Genomic DNA, 17,882 nt, shown 5'->3' on the forward strand with positions numbered 1-17,882 from the left:
TCGTCATGGCGAGCGACAGCGAAGCAATCCAGTCTAAAGCCGCAAGCTCAACCCTGCGAGGCGGCGCCAAAGAATTTCAAGTCTTTCGTGCACCGTCCCCGGATGGCCAAAAGCAGCTGGATGAAACGTTGTCGTGGCCCTAGTCTGGATTGCTTCGCTGTCGCTCGCAATGACGGCTCCGATTCAGCCTGCCATTCTTAATCCTCGAACCTTTGGCTCGATCCGACCGGAGCTTCCGGGGCGATGGACATATCCGGCGCATGGGCCGGGGCTCCGGGATCGCGGAAGCGATTGACGATCGGATAGCGGCGGTCGCGGCCGAAGTTTTTCCGCGTCACCTTGACCCCCGGCGCAGATTGGCGCCGCTTGTATTCCGCCAGATAAAGCATCCGCTCGATTTTCCGCACCAGTTCAAGCTCGTGACCCCGCTCGACAATGTCGGAGATGCGCATGTCCCGCTCCACCAAACATTCCAGCATATCGTCGAGCGCCTCATAGGGCGGCAGCGAATCCTGATCCTTCTGGTTTTCGCGCAATTCCGCCGTCGGCGGTTTTGTGATGATGTTTTGCGGAATCACCGGCCCGTCGGGGCCGAGCGCGCCTTCCGGCTTCCAGCGATTGCGCAGGGCGCAGAGGCGGAACACCTGGGTCTTGTAGAGATCCTTGATCGGGTTGAAGCCGCCGTTCATGTCGCCGTAAAGCGTGGCGTAGCCGACCGACATTTCCGACTTGTTGCCGGTGGTCACCAGCATAGGCCCAAATTTGTTGGATACCGACATCAGCAATAAGCCGCGCGCCCGCGCCTGGATGTTTTCCTCCGTCACCCCGCGCTCGGTTCCGGTGAAAAGCGGCGCCAGCGCCGTCTCGACGCCTTCGACGGCGTCGGCGATGGGCAGGATGTCATAGCGCAGGTTCAACGCCGTCGCGCAATCGGCGGCGTCCTTCAGAGATTCCCCTGAAGTGAAGCGATAGGGCAGCATAATCGCATGGACGCCGGAAGGCCCAAGCGCGTCCACCGCCATCGCCGCGCAAAGCGCCGAATCGACGCCGCCGGACATGCCGAGGACGACGCCGGGAAAATTGTTCTTGGCGACATAGTCGCGCAGGCCAAGCACGCAGGCGGAATAATCGGCGCGGTCGTCGTCCAGCACCGGCGCGTCGGGCGCCTCGACGCAGGTCCAGCCGCCGCTGCGACGCTCGAACACCACTTTCGCCACCGTCTCGGTAAAGGACGGCAACCGGCCGCCGAGCGAACAATCGGCGTTGACGATGAAACTACCGCCGTCGAAGGCCAATTCATCCTGGCCGCCGACCTGGTTGAGATAGACCAGGGGCAGTCGGCTTTCCGCGACCCGCGACGTGGCGATGCTCAGGCGCTCGGCGTCCTTGCCCCGCCAATAAGGCGAGCCGTTCGGCGACAGCAGGATTTCCGCGCCGGTCTCATGCAGGACCTCGACGACGTCTGGCCCCCAAATGTCCTCGCAGATCGGCAGTCCGAGGCGAACCCCGCGAAAGGCTGCCGGGCCGGGCGAAGGACCGGGCCGGAACACGCGCTTTTCGTCGAACACGCCGTAATTGGGCAGGTCGACTTTCAAACGGACGGCGGCGATGCGGCCGCCGTCGAGCAGGGCGTAGGCGTTATGGCAAAATCCGTCCTGCATCCATGGCAAGCCGATCAGCACCGCCGGGCCGCCATCCGCGGTCTCGCGGGCCAAGACTTCGGCGGCGGAGCGGCAGGCTTCCTGGAACGCCGGCCGCAGCACCAGATCCTCCGGCGGATAGCCTGCGAGGAACAGTTCGGAAAACATCACCAGATCGGCGCCGAATTCCGCCGCCTTTTTCCGCGCTGTGCGAGCGCGATCGAGATTGCCGCCAATGTCGCCAACGACGGAATTGACCTGCGCAAGAGCGAGAACCAGACGATCGACGGGAGCGGAGGATGGAGTCATGCTTCCGGTTTAGCCGATGGGAATTGTCGCGGCAATCGGCGTTGTTCCTTCTCACGCGGCGCGGGGCGGTTCGCCGGCTGCGGCGAGTTCTTCGCATTCGGCGTCGGTGAAGAGGCGCGAGCGGGTCAGGAAGCTGATTCCTTCCGGGCCTTCCAGCGAAAACCCGGCGCCGCCGCCCTGGACCACGTCGATGATGAGCTGGGTGTGGCGCCAATATTCAAACTGATTGTCGCGGATATAGAAGGGGCAACCACAGATGTCGCCAAGCAGCACGTCGTATGGACCGACCCTGAGATCCGTCACAGCGTAGCACAAAGGCGCAAAGCCTTCGCAGCAGCCGCCCGATTGATAAAAGGCCAGCGGGCCGTGTTTGGCCTTCAGGCGGACAATCCATAGCAAAGCGTCGGCGGTCGCGTCGACTCGTGCGGGCGCGGGCATTTGTTTGCTCCCTTCTGCTTCCTGTTCGACGTTGCGGCCGGAGCATTTTCCGCTCCGATTGAACCGGTGTCGCCGCAACGACGGCAAATTTGCCGCCGGAGTCTTTGCTACGCTGCGCACGGAGGCTCGCCGGCGACGGCCAATTGTTCAATTTCAGCGGCGCTGAAGAAACGCAGGCGCGTGAAGAAACCCACGCCTTCCGGCGCCTCAAGGGAAAAGCCGGAGCCGAGGCCTGGCGCCACATCCATGATCGCCTGGATATGTCGCCATTGTTCGAATTGATGTCCGCTCATAAAAAAGGGGCAGCCGCCAATTTCGCCGAGCAGCCGATCATTCCGGCTCGATCTGTAATCGCCCTCCGAAAGGCAAACCGGCGCGGCCCCTCCTTCGCAGCAACCGTGGTGTTGATAAAACACCAGGGAGCCATGTTTAGCCTTGAGGCGGTCGATCCAGAGCAGGGCTTCCGCCGTGGCGTCAACGCGAGCGATCATGAACTCCTCCGTTCGCCGCCAAAAAAATGCGCGGCCCCGTCGCCAGGGCCGCGCAAATTTCTTTGATCAGGCCCGCTCTCAGAAGAAGCCGAGAGCCTTGGGGCTGTAGCTGACCAGCAGGTTCTTGGTCTGCTGATAATGGTCCAGCATCATCTTGTGGGTTTCGCGGCCGATGCCCGATTCCTTGTATCCGCCGAAGGCGGCGTGAGCCGGATAGGCGTGATAGCAGTTCGTCCACACGCGGCCGGCCTGGATGCCGCGGCCCATGCGATAGGCGCGGCTGCCGTTGCGGGTCCACACGCCGGCGCCGAGGCCGAAGATCGTGTCGTTGGCGATTTCCAGGGCTTCCGCCTCGTCTTTGAAGGTGGCGACCGCGAGAACCGGGCCGAAGATTTCTTCCTGGAAGATGCGCTGCTTGTTGTTGCCGTGGAAGACGGTCGGGTTGATGTAATAACCGTCCGCCAGATCGCCGCCGAGATGGGCCTGCGAACCGCCGGTCAGGCACTGCGCGCCTTCCTGCTTGCCGATGTCGATATAGGACAGAATCTTTTCCATCTGCTGGCGCGAAGCCTGGGCGCCGACCATGGTGCTCATGTCGAGCGGGTTGCCCTGCTTGATCGCCTGGACGCGCTTGACGGCGCGCTCGATGAACTTTTCGTAAATCGATTCCTGGATCAGCGCGCGGCTGGGGCAGGTGCAGACTTCGCCTTGGTTGAAGGCGAACAGCGTGAAGCCTTCGAGAGCCTTGTCGAAGAAGTCGTCATCTTCCTCCATCACGTCGGCGAAGAAAATGTTCGGCGACTTGCCGCCCAGCTCCAGCGTCGCCGGAATCAGGTTGTCGGCGGCGTAATGGGCGATGGTGCGGCCAGTGACGGTCGAGCCGGTGAAGGCGATCTTGTTGATGCGCTTGCTCGAGCCCAAGGCCCGGCCAGCTTCGGCGCCGAAACCATTGACGATATTCAGCACGCCTTCGGGGAGCAGATCGCCGATCAGCTCCATCAGCACGAGGATGCTGATCGGGGTCTGTTCCGCGGGCTTCATCACGATGCAGTTGCCGGCGGCGAGCGCCGGGGCCAGCTTCCAGCAGGCCATCAGCAGCGGGAAGTTCCAGGGAATGATCTGGCCGACGACGCCGAGCGGTTCATGGAAGTGATAGGCGATGGTGTCGTGGTCGATTTCGGAAATGCCGCCTTCCTGGGCGCGCAGCACGCCAGCGAAATATCGGAAGTGATCCGCCGAAAGCGGCACGTCGGCATAGGTCGTCTCGCGGATCGGCTTGCCGTTGTCGAGCGTTTCAACCAGAGCGAGGGTGGCGAGGTTATCGTCGATCCGGTCGGCGATCTTCAAAAGCACTCCAGCGCGCTGCGCCGGCGGGGTGCGGCCCCAGGCGTCCTTGGCCTTGTGGGCGGCGTCGAGCGCGAGCTCGATGTCTTCGGCGGTCGAGCGGGCGACCTTGGACAGAACCTGGCCGCTGACCGGCGAGACTTTGTCGAAATATTGTCCGAGAACCGGCGCAACCCACTTGCCGCCAATGAAATTGTCGAACTTGGACTTGATCAGATTCTGACCCGTCAGTTTGGTCACAGCTTCCTGATACATAATAGACCTTCCTCCATAGTCATACGCCTGCCGGCGCTTATCAGAAACGGATCGGAGTTTTTGGCGCCCACCGGGACTTGCCCGGCCGCACGACTCAGGGTGACCAATCCGCTCAAGATTTCATTGCATGCTCACGAACGCGCGGCGGCAATAACAAAGCCTTCGCCATCCCCGATGGAATCCATCGGAAACGAAAAGACGAAGCTTGACCAGAGCAGGATGCCGGCGCAGGCGCCGTCCAGCATCGGCCATCTCGACTTCGCATGACGTCCCCAGGACATGAGCTTCAAGGATCTTGCGTTCAACGATTGGCACATTAAGCCCGACCAAAGGTAGTTCGATACTGCTCTTTAGTGCCATTGACCCTCGACGGCTGCGCCCGGAGACGCCTGCTATATTGAACAATTCAGCAGATTGCTGCGCCGCACATATTTTTTATTGCAGTGCACAAATAGTTTTCGGCCAAAGGCGCGTCTCCTACTTTGGCGCCGTAGACGATTGCCAAGGACTCCCTATCTTCCGGTCAGGGGAAATTGGAAAAATCGAAACCGCTTTTGAACGGAAAGCGCGCTTCCCCGAGCCAACAAGGTTCGCCTGGGTCGAGCCGATCGCAATGGAGGAAAACATGACCGAAGTTACCTGGACCGCTCCCGAGGCCTGCGAAATCTGCGTCGGCATGGAAGTCACCAGCTATATGTCCGCCGAGCTCTGAGCAGCTTTGCAGGCGTAAAGCGGTTTGACGCCAGGGGGCATCAAAGGCGCCTTGGCGGCCCCGCCGACCGGCGTGGCGGCGCGGAAATTTCGATTCTTGTGCCGCCGGGCGTCCAACCGCCAATGAAACGGCGGTTACGGCCATTGGCATGAGGTCGGTCACTTGCAATTTCTCGTATTGGGCTCCGCCGCCGGCGGCGGCTTGCCGCAGTGGAACTGCCTGTGTGAGAACTGCCGTCTCGCCTACCAGGGCGACGGTCGTTTGAGCGCGAGGACACAATGCAGCGTCGCGGTCAGCGGCGACGGCGAAAACTGGATCGTGCTGTCGGCGACGCCCGACCTGCGCCAGCAGATCATCGCCAACCCGGCCCTGCATCCCAAAATCGCGCCTCGCCATTCGCCGATCAAGGCGGTGTTCGCGCCCAACGGCGACATCGACAATATCGCCGGCCTTCTGGTGATGCGCGAAATGCAGCCTTTCACTATCTACGCGACCCGAAGCGTCATGGCGCAAACGCAGGGCGGCGTGTTCGGCGTACTGAACGCCGACGTCGTCAAGCGCCAAGTGATCGCGCTCGACGAAACCGTCGATACGGGCATGGGCTTCACGATAACCGCCTTTGTCACGCCGGGAAAGATTCCGCTTTACATGGAATCGCCGAACGAGGGTGAAATCGAACTGGCGGCTGAAGGCGAATATACCGTCGGCGTCGAGATCCGCCAGAATGGGCGCCGCTTCTATTACATACCCTCCTGCGCCCGCATGACCGACGCTCTGCGCAAACGGCTGGAGGGAGCGGAAATACTGTTTTTCGACGGCACCACATTCGAAGACGACGAGATGCTCCGGCAGGGACTCATGCCGAAAACCGCCTGGCGCATGGGCCATATGGCGATGAACGGCGAGCGCGGGTCGCTACGCGCTCTGGCGGACGTCGATATCCGGCGGCGCATCTTTGTTCACATCAACAATTCCAATCCGGCGCTGCGCCACGATTCCACCGAACGCTCTCAGGTCGAGGCCGCCGGCTGGCAGATCGGCCATGACGGATTGCTGATCGACACGACGGAGGCGCGGACGTGACCGTCGAAGAACTCAAGCCCGAGTCCCGCCCGCATCTTCTGCGCGGCGTCAAGCTGAAGAACGATCAGGTCCGCAAGACCTGGGTTCTGCTGGCTCCGGAGCGATTCTTGCGATTGAATGCGATCAGCGTCGAAATATTGCAACGTTGCGACGGCCAGGCCGCGCTGGCGACGATCGTTGACGAACTGGCGAAAAACTATTCGGCCGATCGCACCGTGGTCGAACGCGACGTGCGCGTGCTGCTGACCGGCCTTCTCGAAAAGCGGATGCTGGGCCTGTGAGCGAAAAATCGAATTCCGAAAAGCCTTTGGCCCCTTCCCTTCCCTCCGGCTTGCTGGCGGAGCTTACCTATCGCTGTCCGCTGTCCTGCCCTTACTGCTCCAATCCGCTGGAGATGGCGGGGCGGGAAAGCGAAATGTCCACCGACGACTGGCGCGATATTTTCTCGCAGGCGGCGGAGCTTGGCATATTGCATGTCCATCTCTCGGGCGGCGAACCGGCGTCGCGGCGCGACTTGCGCGAGTTGGTGACCCATTGCGCCGGACTTGGCCTCTACACCAACCTCATCACCTCCGGCGTCGGACTGACCAAGGCGATTTTCGACGATCTGGCCAAGGCTGGACTCGACCATGTGCAATTGTCGATTCAGGATTCCGAGCCGAAAGGCGCCGACTGGATCGGCGGCTACGAGGGCGGCTACGCCAAGAAAATCGAAGTCGCCGCCTGGGTCGTCGCGGAAGGCATGCCGCTGACCGTCAACGCCGTGATCCATCGCGCCAATGTCCTCCACGCCGCCGACATGGTGGATCTGGCGGTCGAGCTCGGCGCGCGGCGAATCGAAATCGCGCATACCCAATATTACGGCTGGGCGCTGCATAATCGCTCCCATCTGATGCCGACGCGGGCCCAGAGCGAAAAGGCCTACGCCGAAGTCGAGGAGCGACGCGAGCGCTACAAGGGCCGCATCGTCATCGACCATGTCGCGCCCGATTATCATGCGCAATATCCGAAAGCCTGCATGAGCGGCTGGGGCCGGCTGACCTTGAACGTGACGCCGCAGGGCAAGGTGCTGCCCTGCCATGCGGCGGAGACGATTCCCGGCCTCGAATTCTGGAACGCGCGCGAAAAAAAGCTCGCCGATATCTGGGCGAATTCACCGGGATTCAATGCATTTCGCGGCTACGAATGGATGCAGGAGCCGTGTCGCTCCTGCGAGCGCAAGACGGTGGACTTCGGCGGCTGCCGCTGCCAAGCTCTGGCGCTGCTCGGCGACGCCGCCGCCTGCGATCCGATCTGTTCGAAATCGCCCCATCATGGTCTCATCAGCGAAATCGCGGCGCGCGATTCCGCTGAAACAGTCGAAGGCTTTTCTCCACGCCGCATCGAGCGGGCGCGCGCAAAGACCCGCGTGTGAAATCGTCTCGATACACGCCCCGCAAACGACACGCGGAAAAACTTTTCGTGTGCTTTCATATTGACTTGAAGTGGAGCGGCGGAGCCCCTCGCCAAGGGCGCCAAAGTACAATTCCCCTGCAAGCCGCTACCACTAAGATCAGGCAAAATTTTTGGAGGAAAATCGTGGCGTTCACCCCCCGCACATTCGGGTACTCCCTGCTTATCTGTCTCTCGTTGCTCGGCGCCGAACGCGCTCTCGCGCACGGCGACGTCACCCCGCAACCCGTCGACACGACCGGCCTCGATCCGCTCGGTCCCGAATGGCGCGACGTCAATCCTTATCGCGGCAATGCAGTTGCCGAGAAGATCGGCAAATCCGGCTTCGCGCAGAATTGCGCCCGCTGTCACGGCATCGAAGCCGAGTCCGGCGGCATCGCGCCAGATTTGCGCTATCTCGACAAGGCTGGCGAAGGCGACGCCTGGTTCATCAACCGCATCCGTCACGGTTACACCCAGAACGGCCTGACCAAAATGCCGGCATTCGAGGGCATTCTTTCGCAGGAAGCGATGTGGGCGATTCGCACCTATCTCGATTCCCGTTATCAGGGTAATTGATACTGATGCGCGCCACCTTCCGCGCCGTCCTGATCGCCGCCGCCTTGTGCGGCGGCGCGATCGACGCTGAGGCCCGGTCGCTCGATGCGGTGAAGTCGGGCGGCGTGCTCCGGGTGACTGTCTATCGCGACTACAAGCCGTGGTCGTGGGAAGAAAAGGGCGTCCTCAAGGGGATCGACGTGGACATCGGCGCGGCTTTGGCGAAACAACTCGGCGTCAAGGTCGATTATCTCGTCCTGCGCGCCGACGACAACATCAACGACGACCTGCGCAATGGCGTGTGGCGCGGTTCGCTGGTCGGCGAGCAACCGGGCGACGTCATGCTGCATGTGCCCAACGACCCGCTCGTCGAAACCGCCAACGACAAGATCAAGCTGACGGCGCCCTACCAGGTGGAAAGCCTGGCCATGGCCGTGGAACCGGGCAAGGCCGACCGGGCCGAGGATTTTTCGCTGTTCGAAACCGAAAAGGTCGCAGTCGTCGGCGCCACTCTTTCGGATATCATCCTTCTCTCTGTGCGCGACCACAAGCTGATCCCTAATGTCGTGCACATGCGAGGCGAGGACAAGGCCGCGGAAGCTTTCGAAAAAGGCGATGTGGTCGCTTTTTATGGCGAGTCGGCGCTGGTGGAAAATCTGGCGAGCCAGTCCGGCAAACCCGTCACTATCGTCTTTCCCAAATATCGGCTGGTGCAGAAATGGCCGATCGGCGGCGCCGTGCAAGCCAGCGCGGTCGATCTCGCCGACGCGATCGACAAGGAAATAGCCGGGCTCTCGGCCTCAGGCGAATTGAACAGGATTTTTACGGCCTACGGCGTCAAGTGGCGCCAGCCTAAGGAAGAGCAGTGACCGAAAAACTGTTCCTTGGAAAAGCGTCCGCCGCTTTTCAAACGAACGGGACGGTCGATAGAAATGTTGGAGCGCGGCGACTTTGTTTGAAAAGCGTCACGCTCCGGCGGGGTCAGACGGCAGGGCGGGCTTTCGCTTTGGCGCCAGGCTAAAATGCGGCGGAACCACCACCGCGGCTTTCTCGGGAGGAATGGGAATGATCAAACAAACGATGATGGCTACTGTCTCCATATTGGGGATGACACTCGCCGGCGCGGCTCTGGCGGGACCCGTGACTGACAACGATCTGCTCAATGACGCCACCACCCCGGCTTCGGTTCTCACCAACGGCCTCGGCCTGCAGGGGCATCGCTACAGCCCGCTGAAGCAGATCGACGTCGCCACCGTGAAAAACCTCGTCCCCGCCTGGTCGCTGTCCTTCGGCGGCGAAAAGCAGCGCGGCCAGGAAGCCCAGGCTCTGGTCCACGACGGCATGGTGTTCATCACGGCTTCCTACAGCCGCATTTTCGCTGCCGACGCCAAGACCGGCGACAAGATCTGGGAATATGACGCCCGCCTGCCGGAAGGCATCATGCCCTGCTGCGACGTGATCAACCGCGGCCCCGCCATCTACGGCGACAAGGTCTTTTTCTCGACCCTCGACGCGCAGATCGTCGCTCTCGACGCCAAGACCGGCAAGGTCGCCTGGCACAAGGCGATCGACGACTTCAAGGCCGGCTATTCCAACTCCGCCGCCCCGCTGATCGTCCCGACCAAGGCTAATGGCGCGCTGATCATCACCGGCGTCTCCGGCGGTGAATTCGGCGTCGTCGGCCGCGTCGAGGCGCGCAATGTCGACACCGGCGAACTGGTGTGGTCGCGTCCCGTGCTGGAAGGCCTGACGGGAACTTACCAGGGCAAGGACACCACCATGACCGGCAAGGCCGGGGAAACCTGGTCCGGCGACATGTACAAGACCGGCGGCGGCGCCACATGGCTTGGCGGCACCTACGATCCCGACACCAAACTGGTGTTCTTCGGCACCGGCAACCCGGCTCCGTGGAACTCCTGGCTGCGCCCGGGCGACAACAAGTGGACGGCGTCCCGCATCGCCATCAATCCGGAAAATGGCGAGCTCGTCTGGGGCTTCCAGACCACGCCGCATGACGGCTGGGACTATGACGGCGTGAATGAATTCATTCCGTTCGACATGATGAAAGACGGCAAGACCGTCAAGGCCGGCGGCACCGCCGACCGTAACGGCTTCTTCTATGTTCTCGACCGCACCAACGGCAAGTTTATCTCGGCCATGCCGTTCGTCAGCAAGATCAGCTGGGCCAAGGGCATCGACGCCAATGGCCGGCCGATCTACAACGACGCATTCCGTCCGGGCGACCCCGCCAAGTCGGAAGACGGCAAGAAGGGCACCGAAGTCTTCGCCGTTCCGTCCTTCCTCGGCGGCAAGAACCAGATGCCGATCGCCTATTCCGACCAGACCAAGTTGTTCTATGTGCCATCGAACGAATGGGGCATGGACATCCACAACGAACCGGTCGTCTACAAGAAGGGCGCGGCCTATCTCGGCGCGGGCTTCAACATCAAGCCGATCTTCGACGATCATATCGGCTCGCTGAAGGCGATCGATCCGGTCGCGCAGAAGGTGGTGTGGGAATACAAGAACAAGGCTCCGCTATGGGGCGGCGTTCTCACCACCGCCGGCGGCCTGGTGTTCACCGGCACGCCCGAAGGCTATCTGAAGGCCTTCGACGCCAAGAACGGCAAGGAGCTGTGGAAGTTCAATGTCGGCACCGGCATTGTCGCGCCGCCGATCGCCTGGGAACAGGATGGCGAAGAAATGATCGGCGTTGCGGCCGGTTGGGGCGGCGCCGTTCCGCTGTGGGGCGGCGAAGTCGCCAAGTCCTTCAAGGGCATCGACCAGGGCGGCTCCTACTGGGTGTTCAAGCTGGCGCCGCATTCGGCCGCCAACTGATGAAATCCGGCCGCTTTCACTTTTTTTCGTGAAAGCGGCCTGAGGAAATCGCTTGCACGAAAGTCTTTTGAAAGGGCGGCGGCGTTTTACTCCGCCGCCCTTTTTTGCGCTCTTGCGCGCGCCGCGACCAAGGCGCAGATTGCTGGGAGCAATCTCAAGGATTCCCTTCGTCCCGTTAAAATATATCGGACGCCAAGATGACGCGCATTCTCATCGTCGACGACCATCCCCTGTTCCGCGAAGCGCTGGAAAGCGCGGTGCGGCTGGAACGTCCGAACTGCGAGATTTTCGAGGCCACGACCATAGACGAAGCTCTGGACGTGCTGGCCAAGGAAAAGAACATCGATCTCGGCCTGTTCGATCTGTTTCTCCCCGGCACCTCTGGCCTGTCGGGTCTGGTGCGGGTTCGCACCGCTCATCCGCATTTGCCGATCATGGTGGTTTCCGGCCATGAAGATCCGCGCATCGTGCGCGACCTGCTGGCCATAGGCGCCGCCGGCTTCGTCTCCAAGGCGACGTCGAAGAACGAACTCGCCCATGCGATCAAGGAAGTGCTCAACGGCTCGGTCTATCTGCCGGAGCGATTCCAGGACATCAGCCAGCCGCAAAGGTCGGAAATCGAACGCGGCGACATGCTGCGGCGCCTGCAGGATCTGACGCCGCAGCAGATGCGCGTGCTCGACATGATCCGCGCCGGCCTGCAGAACAAGCAGATCGCCTACGAGCTCGGCGTCGCTGAAACCACGGTCAAGGCGCATGTTTCGGAAATCTTGCGCAAGCTGAATGTCTACAGCCGCACCAAGGCGGCGATCGAAGTGGGCAAGATGGATTTCGCGCAATTTATCGCCACCAGCCAGGCCGGCGGCGACAAGGATTCGTCGCGCTGACCTTTACCAAAACGGCTAGCCGGCTTTTGCACACAACATCATGTTCGCAACGCATGCGAGATCATTACCTGGAGGTTTTTTGAAGTCCTCGTTCCCTCTGCGGCTCGCTCTCGCAATCGCCCTCATCCTCTCCGCCGCTTTCGTCCCACGCGCTCAAGCCGCCGATAAACTGCGCCTGGGCATCCAGGCGACCGGAAGTTTCGGCTGGGAGTTGGCCGTGGCGCGGGCCTATGGACTCGACAAGGCGGCCGATCTCGATCTGGAAACGACCGAACTTGCCACCACCGAGGCCGGCAAGATCGCGCTGATCGGCGGTGGGGCGGACATCATCCTTTCCGACTGGTTGTGGACGGCGCGCGAGCGCGGCCTCGGAAACAAACTCCTGTTCTATCCCCATTCGACGGCGCTTGGCGCCGTCATGGCCAAAGACCCCTCCGCTTTCAAGAAACCGGCGGACTTCATCGGCAAGAAGCTCGGCGTCGCCGGCGGCCCGCTCGACAAGAGCTGGCTGATGCTGCAGGCTTGGGCGCAGCTCCAGGGCGTCGATCTCAAGACCCAGTCGACATTGGTTTTCGGCGCGCCGCCACTGCTGGCGGAAAAATTCGCGCAAGGCGAACTCGACGCCGTGCTGGAATTCTGGACTTTTTCCGCGAGGCTTGAAGCCAGCGGGTTCGCCCGCGCGGTGGACATGGCCGAGGTCGAGCGCGATCTGGGCGCCGAGGGGCCAGTCATCGTCACCGGCTATGTCTTCAGCGATAGCTTCGCCGAGAAGAACGCTCCGGCGCTGGCGCGGTTCTTCGCCATGATGGCCAGGGCGAAAAAACTGCTCGCCGAAGACGACGCCGCCTTCGCCAAGGCGGCGCCGAAAATCGCCGCCGCGACCGGCGCTTCCGACGAAGCCGCGCTGGCTCTGGTGCGGCGTTATTACCGACAGGGAATTCCCACCCGCCCCCTCGCGGCGGATGAGGCGGACGCCGCGACGATTTACGCGATTCTGGCTCGTGTCGGCGGCGAGAAGCTGGTCGGTTCGGCTCCGACTCTCGACCCCGGCGTATTTTATGACCCCGCAGAATTCCAGCCGAAAAAATGATCCGGATCCTTTCGCTCGGCCTGTTTTTCGCGCTGTGGCAGATTGGCGCCTGGAGTTTCGGACCGCATTATCTGCCGACGCCTCTCGCGGTCGGCGCAACCATGCTGGCGGAGGCGCGCGACGGCGAACTCGGCTTCAACCTTGGCGTCACCCTGGCGCGGGTGCTGGCGGGTTTCACCCTCGCCATGTTCCTCGGCTCGATCATCGGCCTGGCTCTCGGCCGCAATCAGGCTGTGGACCGACTGCTCGATCCCTGGCTGGTGATCGTGCTCAACACGCCGGCGCTGGTGGTCATCATGTTCGCCTATATCTGGGGCGGACTGAACGAGGGCTCGGCGCTTGCAGCGATCACGCTCAACAAATTGCCCAACGCCGTGGTAACGCTTCGCGAGGGCGCGCGCGCGCTCGATCCCGGCCTTGACGACATGGCGCGGGTGTTCGCCTTTTCGCGCTGGCGACGCTGGCGCCATGTGCTGGCGCCTCAGCTGGCGCCTTTTTTCGCCGCTGCGGCGCGCAGCGGCCTCGCCCTGGTGTGGAAAATCGTCCTGGTCGTCGAATTACTGGGCCGCCCCAATGGCGTCGGCTTCAAGATGAACGAGGCTTTCCAGCTGTTCGACCTGAAACTTCTGCTCGCCTATGCCCTGCCCTTTGTCGCGCTGATGGTGCTGGTCGAGACTTTCGTGTTGCGGCCGGCCGAGCGTTCGGCCTCCTGGTGGCGGCGACATGGCGCTTGAGATCGACATCGCGCGCAAGGTTTTTGCTCTGGCCGGCGGCGGCGAGCGCAAGATTTTCGACAAGTTTTCCCTTGATGTCGCGGAGGGCGCAATCGTCGCCCTGCTTGGCCCTTCCGGCTGCGGCAAGAGCACCTTGCTGCGCATCGTCGCCGGTCTCGACCATGCCTTTACCGGCAAGGTTTGCAACAGCGCGGAAAAAATCGGCATGGCGTTTCAGGAGCCGCGACTGCTGCCCTGGCGCAACGTCAGCGACAATCTGAAACTCGCCGCGCCGCAATTGTCCGACGCGGGCGTGCAGGAACTGCTCGGCTCTTTCGAACTCGACGGGCATGCGCGCGATTATCCGGGGCAATTATCGCTTGGCCTCGCCCGCCGTGTGGCTTTGGCGCGCGCCTTCGCCGTGGGGCCCGATCTCATGCTGCTCGACGAGCCCTTCGCTTCCCTCGACCGCGCCCTGCACCGGCGCCTGCGCGATCTGCTCTGCGTGCGGATAAGCGCCAAGAAAATCACCGCGCTGATCGCCACTCACGACATCGACGACGCGCTGCTTCTCGCCGACGAGGTGATTTTTCTCGACGGCGCGCCGGCGCGAATCCTGGGCCGGCTGCCGATTGCCGCGCCGCGTGGAAAACGTGACGAAGATCTTACAAATTTGAGGCGTTTCGCGGCGAAATTTCAGGTGATTGCCGACGATGGCGATGGTAAATCCGACGACAACTCAGATGACGTCTGAACAATTCAAAAAGTAACGGGAGCGAGACAATGACCGATGCCGCCTTGGCCGAAAATGCCGCCGGTGAGACGGAGCTTCTGACGCCGGAAGAATTCGAATCCGCGATCCGCGCGGTCGGCGCCGAGCGTTATCACAACAAGCATATTTTCCACAAAATGCTGCACGGCGGCCAGATGAACAAGGGCCAGGTTCAGGCCTGGGCGCTCAACCGCTATTGCTACCAGGACGCGGTGCCGCGCAAGGACGCCGCTCTGATGGCGCGCACCGACGACCGCGAATTGCGTCGTGAATGGATCTCCCGCATCCACGACCATGACGGCTTGGGCCAGGAGCCGGGGGGCATCGAACGCTGGTTGATCCTCACGGACGGGCTCGGGCTCGACCGCGCCCTGGTGATGTCGAAAAAGGCCGCCCTGCCCGCCACGCGTTTTGCCGTCGAGGCCTACGTGCGCTATGTGACGGAACAGCCGCTGACGGTGGCCGTGGCTTCGTCGCTGACCGAGCTTTTCGCGCCGGGCATCCATCGCGAGCGCATCGCCGGCATGCTGGAGAATTACAGTTTCATCAGCGACGATGTGATGGCCTATTTCAAGCGCCGCCTAACCCAGGCGCCGAAGGACGCGGATTTCGCTTTGGCCTATATCAAGCAGCACGCCAAGACTCGCGCGGAACAAGACGCCTGCATCGAAGCGGTGAAATTCAAATGCAACGTTCTTTGGGCGCAACTCGACGCTTTGCATCTGGCCTATGTCCAAGGCATGATCCCGCCGGGGGCGTTTGTGCCGACGGCGTAAGGCGCTGCCGCTTCGCCAGCGGTTCGTCCGGCTGGAGGTCAGGCAATGAAAATTTTGTCCCTGTTGCTCATCGCATTGGTCGGCTCAGGGCCGGCTTTCGCGCAAGACACGACCGAATCCGACTGGATTCGCGACCCGGCCATGGGCAATTACAAGGCCTATGCCGAATTCAAGATGGCGCATTACGACGCCGCGCGGCATGTCTGGGAAGTTCTGGCCGGGCGCGGCAACCCGGACGCGCTGTTCAACCTCGCTATCCTCGCCGAGGACGGCCTCGGCGAGCCCAAAGATCTCGCCAAGGCCGAATCCCTTTACGTCGCCGCAGCGGACGCGGGCGGCTTCAAGGCGCAATACCGGCTCGGGATCCTTTACAGCGGCGACGGCCCTTTGCGAAACATCGACAAGGCGCGCCATTATCTGAGCCTTGCCGCCGAACAGGGAGACAAGGATGCAGCAAGTCGACTGGCGTCGCTGGCGCATCCCGATAAGCCTCCCAGCGAATTCGAGCAGGCCGAGCTGCTGAGCAGCAGCGGCCGTCAGGCCGACGCGGCGGCGATTTATAAACGTCTGGCCGGCAGCGGCGACTCGCGCGCCCAGACCCGGCTGGCCTGGATGTACGAATCCGGCCAGGGCGTCGAGCGCGACCTCGATGAAGCCGGGCGACGTTTCATGATCGCAGGGCAAGCGGGCGACGCCGAGGCTCAATACGCGCTGGCCGTGATGTTCAAGACCGGCAAGGGCCAGGCTGTCGACGCGGAACAGGCGGAGCAATGGCTGCAGCGCTCCGCCGCGCAGAAATACCCGCCGGCATTGGCCGCGCTGGCGGCCGAGAAGAGCGAAAACTAGACTTGAGTTCGCGACGACGCTCGGGTGCGGGACGCCCGAATTGAGGCGAGGAGTTGGAACGCGGCACGCCCTGCTACGCAAGGTCAATGCGCCGGGGTGCTTTTGCGGAAGGGACGCAACTGCCCGACCATTCACTCCCGTGGCCTTAACCCTGTTCGACGAAAGCTGGCAACGCCTTCGGAAAGCAAACGATTTTCGCGATGACCCAGTTCGATCAAACCGCGCGCCGCCATTCGTTTCAGCATAGCGAAAGCGTTTTACAGGCCGCGCTGGATCTTTCGCTTCGTCAGGGCTCCGATGCGCCAGAGGATCCCGCCTTGGAACCGAAAACCAGCTCGATCAGCCGATCCTGTCCGAGGACCAGGCCAAGATTGCGGAAGGCGAAGAAGGGAATGAGCGCGATGAACAGGATGATCGTAACGCTCAGGAGCCCCACGAGACTGCCGCCGCCTATGCTCGGCAGGCTCTCCAACACCGTCCTCCCGTGGATCAGGCCTTCGATCGCCTTTTCGACGATGTGAACGATGAGAAAGAGGATTGTGAGAAGGAACGCTTCAAAGAGGATCGGATAGATCAACGGCCGGCGGCGCAGCCAGCGGCCGGGATCGAAGGCTTCGAACAGGAGCATGACCTTGGCCAGCACCAGCGCGTTGATCAGCGCGAAACCCTGCGAGGAAAAATGAATCCCCTGCTCGCGCAGGACGATGCTCTGATTGACGACGAACATCGCGAGCAACACCCACAGGTAAAGGGACAGGACGACAAAACGCCGAAATTCCTCGACAGCCTTCGCCGCCAGAGAATGGGCGCCCTTGCTGTTCCGGGCGGCTTCGGCGCATCGGTCCGAACCGGTCGGATTGCTGGGCATTTCAAGGTCCTCACGATCGATGGACGTCGGCTTTCGCGCGCCTGGCAAGCTCTTCCGCGAGAATGGGCGCGCCGAGATTGCAGGCCTGCACGCCTTGAGCGACGCAAAGCTTGAGGACCTCGAAGACTTCCTCCATCGAAGCGCCCGCTTTCAGCGCGTTGCGGATGTGCCGGCGTGTTCCCGGCGCGTACATATGCGTAAACGAAGCGTCGAACGCCATGCTCAGGAGTTCCACTTCCTTCGGCGCCATGACGCCGCTGCCGTAAATATTCGCGCCCATGGCCATGAAGCCGTCCGTCCAGCCGGGGTCCAACGCAAGGAAAGGGTCCCATGCCTCGTTCCATTGCCCGATCGCCTTCATCCTGTCGCAGGCGGGGGTCGCGACGGGCGAGGCCGGCTTCGGTTGAACTCCGGCGGCTTTCGCTTCTTCGATGAGGATCGGGGCGCCGAGGCTGCAAGAATGAATCGCCATCACGCTCGCGCATTTAAAGACGAACAGAATCTCGTCGCGGCTCGCCCCGGCGTCCAACGCCTTGCGGATGTGCCGGCGCGTCCCGTCCTCATTGAGGCTGGTGCAGGCGACATTGATGGCCAAGCTGACGAGTTCGACCAATTTTGGCGAGAGCACGCCGCTTTTCCATGGGCTTGTCGAAACCGTCTCGCAGACGGCCGCCCAGGCGGGATCCCATTCTCGCACTTGGGCGAGCGCCGCATCCCAAGGTCCCGTTTCCGCGCTTGCGGTCATGGCCATGCCTTTCGCCGTCATGAGAGAGACGTCCGCCTCATCAAAAAGCCGCGCCCGACCGGTGAGGCCGGGCGCGGCGCCTCAGG

The 17,882-nt window shown here is 62.1% G+C and carries 19 protein-coding genes; 13 read left to right on the plus strand and 6 right to left on the minus strand.

What is annotated here, in order from left to right:
- Window positions 1-197 precede the first annotated feature (197 nt).
- The 4 genes from ACLP2E_RS18890 to adh form a co-directional block, all read right to left on the minus strand.
- A complete protein-coding gene (locus ACLP2E_RS18890; RefSeq protein ID WP_442461317.1) occupies window positions 198-1,949 on the minus strand; it encodes an NAD+ synthase in 1,752 nt (583 codons plus the stop codon).
- Window positions 1,950-2,000: 51 nt separating this feature from the next.
- Entirely contained in the window at window positions 2,001-2,387 is a 387-nt protein-coding gene (locus ACLP2E_RS18895) for a DUF779 domain-containing protein (RefSeq protein WP_442461316.1), read from the minus strand.
- Window positions 2,388-2,494: 107 nt separating this feature from the next.
- Window positions 2,495-2,878, minus strand: a complete 384-nt coding sequence (locus ACLP2E_RS18900; RefSeq protein WP_442466802.1) for a DUF779 domain-containing protein — start codon at window positions 2,876-2,878, stop codon at window positions 2,495-2,497.
- 78 nt (window positions 2,879-2,956) lie between these two features.
- Complete coding sequence (gene adh, locus ACLP2E_RS18905) at window positions 2,957-4,477, minus strand: aldehyde dehydrogenase (protein WP_442466803.1); 1,521 nt, start codon at window positions 4,475-4,477, stop codon at window positions 2,957-2,959.
- Window positions 4,478-4,772: 295 nt separating this feature from the next.
- Here adh and pqqA point away from each other — a divergent pair, with 295 nt between their 5' ends.
- The 13 genes from pqqA to ACLP2E_RS18970 all read left to right on the plus strand — a co-directional run bounded on the left by pqqA (window position 4,773) and on the right by ACLP2E_RS18970 (window position 16,183).
- Window positions 4,773-5,189 (plus strand): pyrroloquinoline quinone precursor peptide PqqA, encoded by a 417-nt coding sequence (gene pqqA, locus ACLP2E_RS18910; RefSeq protein ID WP_442466804.1) that lies wholly within the window; start codon window positions 4,773-4,775, stop codon window positions 5,187-5,189.
- A 162-nt stretch (window positions 5,190-5,351) separates the two neighbouring features.
- Window positions 5,352-6,272: a pyrroloquinoline quinone biosynthesis protein PqqB gene (gene pqqB / locus ACLP2E_RS18915; protein WP_442461312.1), complete on the plus strand. Its 921-nt coding sequence runs from the start codon at window positions 5,352-5,354 to the stop codon at window positions 6,270-6,272.
- Window positions 6,269-6,553, plus strand: a complete 285-nt coding sequence (gene pqqD, locus ACLP2E_RS18920) for a pyrroloquinoline quinone biosynthesis peptide chaperone PqqD (RefSeq protein WP_442461311.1) — start codon at window positions 6,269-6,271, stop codon at window positions 6,551-6,553. The genes pqqB and pqqD overlap by 4 nt, the downstream gene beginning before the upstream one ends.
- Window positions 6,550-7,686: a pyrroloquinoline quinone biosynthesis protein PqqE gene (pqqE, locus tag ACLP2E_RS18925; RefSeq protein WP_442461310.1), complete on the plus strand. Its 1,137-nt coding sequence runs from the start codon at window positions 6,550-6,552 to the stop codon at window positions 7,684-7,686. The genes pqqD and pqqE overlap by 4 nt, the downstream gene beginning before the upstream one ends.
- A 164-nt stretch (window positions 7,687-7,850) precedes the next feature.
- Window positions 7,851-8,282 carry a cytochrome c-550 PedF gene (gene pedF, locus ACLP2E_RS18930; RefSeq protein ID WP_442461309.1) on the plus strand — a complete coding sequence of 144 codons (432 nt, stop codon included), beginning with the start codon at window positions 7,851-7,853 and terminating at the stop codon, window positions 8,280-8,282.
- A 5-nt stretch (window positions 8,283-8,287) separates the two neighbouring features.
- Window positions 8,288-9,130 (plus strand): substrate-binding periplasmic protein, encoded by an 843-nt coding sequence (locus ACLP2E_RS18935; protein WP_442461308.1) that lies wholly within the window; start codon window positions 8,288-8,290, stop codon window positions 9,128-9,130.
- Between the two features lie 190 nt (window positions 9,131-9,320).
- Window positions 9,321-11,099 (plus strand): PQQ-dependent methanol/ethanol family dehydrogenase, encoded by a 1,779-nt coding sequence (locus tag ACLP2E_RS18940; RefSeq protein WP_442461307.1) that lies wholly within the window; start codon window positions 9,321-9,323, stop codon window positions 11,097-11,099.
- 197 nt (window positions 11,100-11,296) lie between these two features.
- Window positions 11,297-11,986 (plus strand): response regulator, encoded by a 690-nt coding sequence (locus tag ACLP2E_RS18945; protein ID WP_442461306.1) that lies wholly within the window; start codon window positions 11,297-11,299, stop codon window positions 11,984-11,986.
- 79 nt (window positions 11,987-12,065) lie between these two features.
- Entirely contained in the window at window positions 12,066-13,076 is a 1,011-nt protein-coding gene (locus tag ACLP2E_RS18950; protein WP_442461305.1) for an ABC transporter substrate-binding protein, read from the plus strand.
- Complete coding sequence (locus tag ACLP2E_RS18955) at window positions 13,073-13,810, plus strand: ABC transporter permease (protein WP_442461304.1); 738 nt, start codon at window positions 13,073-13,075, stop codon at window positions 13,808-13,810. The genes ACLP2E_RS18950 and ACLP2E_RS18955 overlap by 4 nt, the downstream gene beginning before the upstream one ends.
- Window positions 13,800-14,543 (plus strand): ABC transporter ATP-binding protein, encoded by a 744-nt coding sequence (locus ACLP2E_RS18960; protein ID WP_442461303.1) that lies wholly within the window; start codon window positions 13,800-13,802, stop codon window positions 14,541-14,543. The genes ACLP2E_RS18955 and ACLP2E_RS18960 overlap by 11 nt, the downstream gene beginning before the upstream one ends.
- Window positions 14,544-14,572: 29 nt before the next feature.
- Window positions 14,573-15,337, plus strand: coding sequence for a pyrroloquinoline-quinone synthase PqqC (gene pqqC / locus ACLP2E_RS18965; RefSeq protein WP_442461302.1), 765 nt, complete (start codon window positions 14,573-14,575; stop codon window positions 15,335-15,337).
- Between the two features lie 45 nt (window positions 15,338-15,382).
- Window positions 15,383-16,183: a tetratricopeptide repeat protein gene (locus ACLP2E_RS18970; protein WP_442461301.1), complete on the plus strand. Its 801-nt coding sequence runs from the start codon at window positions 15,383-15,385 to the stop codon at window positions 16,181-16,183.
- 286 nt (window positions 16,184-16,469) lie between these two features.
- On the opposite strand, the gene ACLP2E_RS18975 is transcribed toward ACLP2E_RS18970, so the two are convergent.
- Both ACLP2E_RS18975 and ACLP2E_RS18980 read right to left on the minus strand, forming a co-directional pair.
- Window positions 16,470-17,051, minus strand: coding sequence for a hypothetical protein (locus ACLP2E_RS18975; RefSeq protein ID WP_442466805.1), 582 nt, complete (start codon window positions 17,049-17,051; stop codon window positions 16,470-16,472).
- A gap of 10 nt (window positions 17,052-17,061) precedes the next feature.
- On the minus strand, window positions 17,062-17,802 hold the full coding sequence (locus tag ACLP2E_RS18980; RefSeq protein ID WP_442466806.1) for a carboxymuconolactone decarboxylase family protein: 741 nt from the start codon (window positions 17,800-17,802) through the stop codon (window positions 17,062-17,064).
- Between the last annotated feature and the right edge of the window lie 80 nt (window positions 17,803-17,882).

The sequence above is a fragment of the Rhodoblastus sp. genome (assembly GCF_052145335.1).
Lineage (GTDB): Bacteria > Pseudomonadota > Alphaproteobacteria > Rhizobiales > Beijerinckiaceae > Rhodoblastus.

What these genes read in the sequence shown, in the direction of transcription:
- ACLP2E_RS18960 (WP_442461303.1), top strand. Translation starts at nt 13,800, where the DNA reads ATGGCGCTTGAGATCGACATCGCGCGCAAGGTTTTTGCTCTGGCCGGC.
- adh (WP_442466803.1), bottom strand. Translation starts at nt 4,477, where the DNA reads ATGTATCAGGAAGCTGTGACCAAACTGACGGGTCAGAATCTGATCAAG.
- ACLP2E_RS18980 (WP_442466806.1), bottom strand. Translation starts at nt 17,802, where the DNA reads ATGGCCATGACCGCAAGCGCGGAAACGGGACCTTGGGATGCGGCGCTC.
- ACLP2E_RS18975 (WP_442466805.1), bottom strand. Translation starts at nt 17,051, where the DNA reads ATGCCCAGCAATCCGACCGGTTCGGACCGATGCGCCGAAGCCGCCCGG.
- ACLP2E_RS18955 (WP_442461304.1), top strand. Translation starts at nt 13,073, where the DNA reads ATGATCCGGATCCTTTCGCTCGGCCTGTTTTTCGCGCTGTGGCAGATT.
- ACLP2E_RS18970 (WP_442461301.1), top strand. Translation starts at nt 15,383, where the DNA reads ATGAAAATTTTGTCCCTGTTGCTCATCGCATTGGTCGGCTCAGGGCCG.
- ACLP2E_RS18900 (WP_442466802.1), bottom strand. Translation starts at nt 2,878, where the DNA reads ATGATCGCTCGCGTTGACGCCACGGCGGAAGCCCTGCTCTGGATCGAC.
- ACLP2E_RS18935 (WP_442461308.1), top strand. Translation starts at nt 8,288, where the DNA reads ATGCGCGCCACCTTCCGCGCCGTCCTGATCGCCGCCGCCTTGTGCGGC.
- ACLP2E_RS18945 (WP_442461306.1), top strand. Translation starts at nt 11,297, where the DNA reads ATGACGCGCATTCTCATCGTCGACGACCATCCCCTGTTCCGCGAAGCG.
- ACLP2E_RS18895 (WP_442461316.1), bottom strand. Translation starts at nt 2,387, where the DNA reads ATGCCCGCGCCCGCACGAGTCGACGCGACCGCCGACGCTTTGCTATGG.
- pqqC (WP_442461302.1), top strand. Translation starts at nt 14,573, where the DNA reads ATGACCGATGCCGCCTTGGCCGAAAATGCCGCCGGTGAGACGGAGCTT.
- ACLP2E_RS18940 (WP_442461307.1), top strand. Translation starts at nt 9,321, where the DNA reads ATGGGAATGATCAAACAAACGATGATGGCTACTGTCTCCATATTGGGG.
- ACLP2E_RS18890 (WP_442461317.1), bottom strand. Translation starts at nt 1,949, where the DNA reads ATGACTCCATCCTCCGCTCCCGTCGATCGTCTGGTTCTCGCTCTTGCG.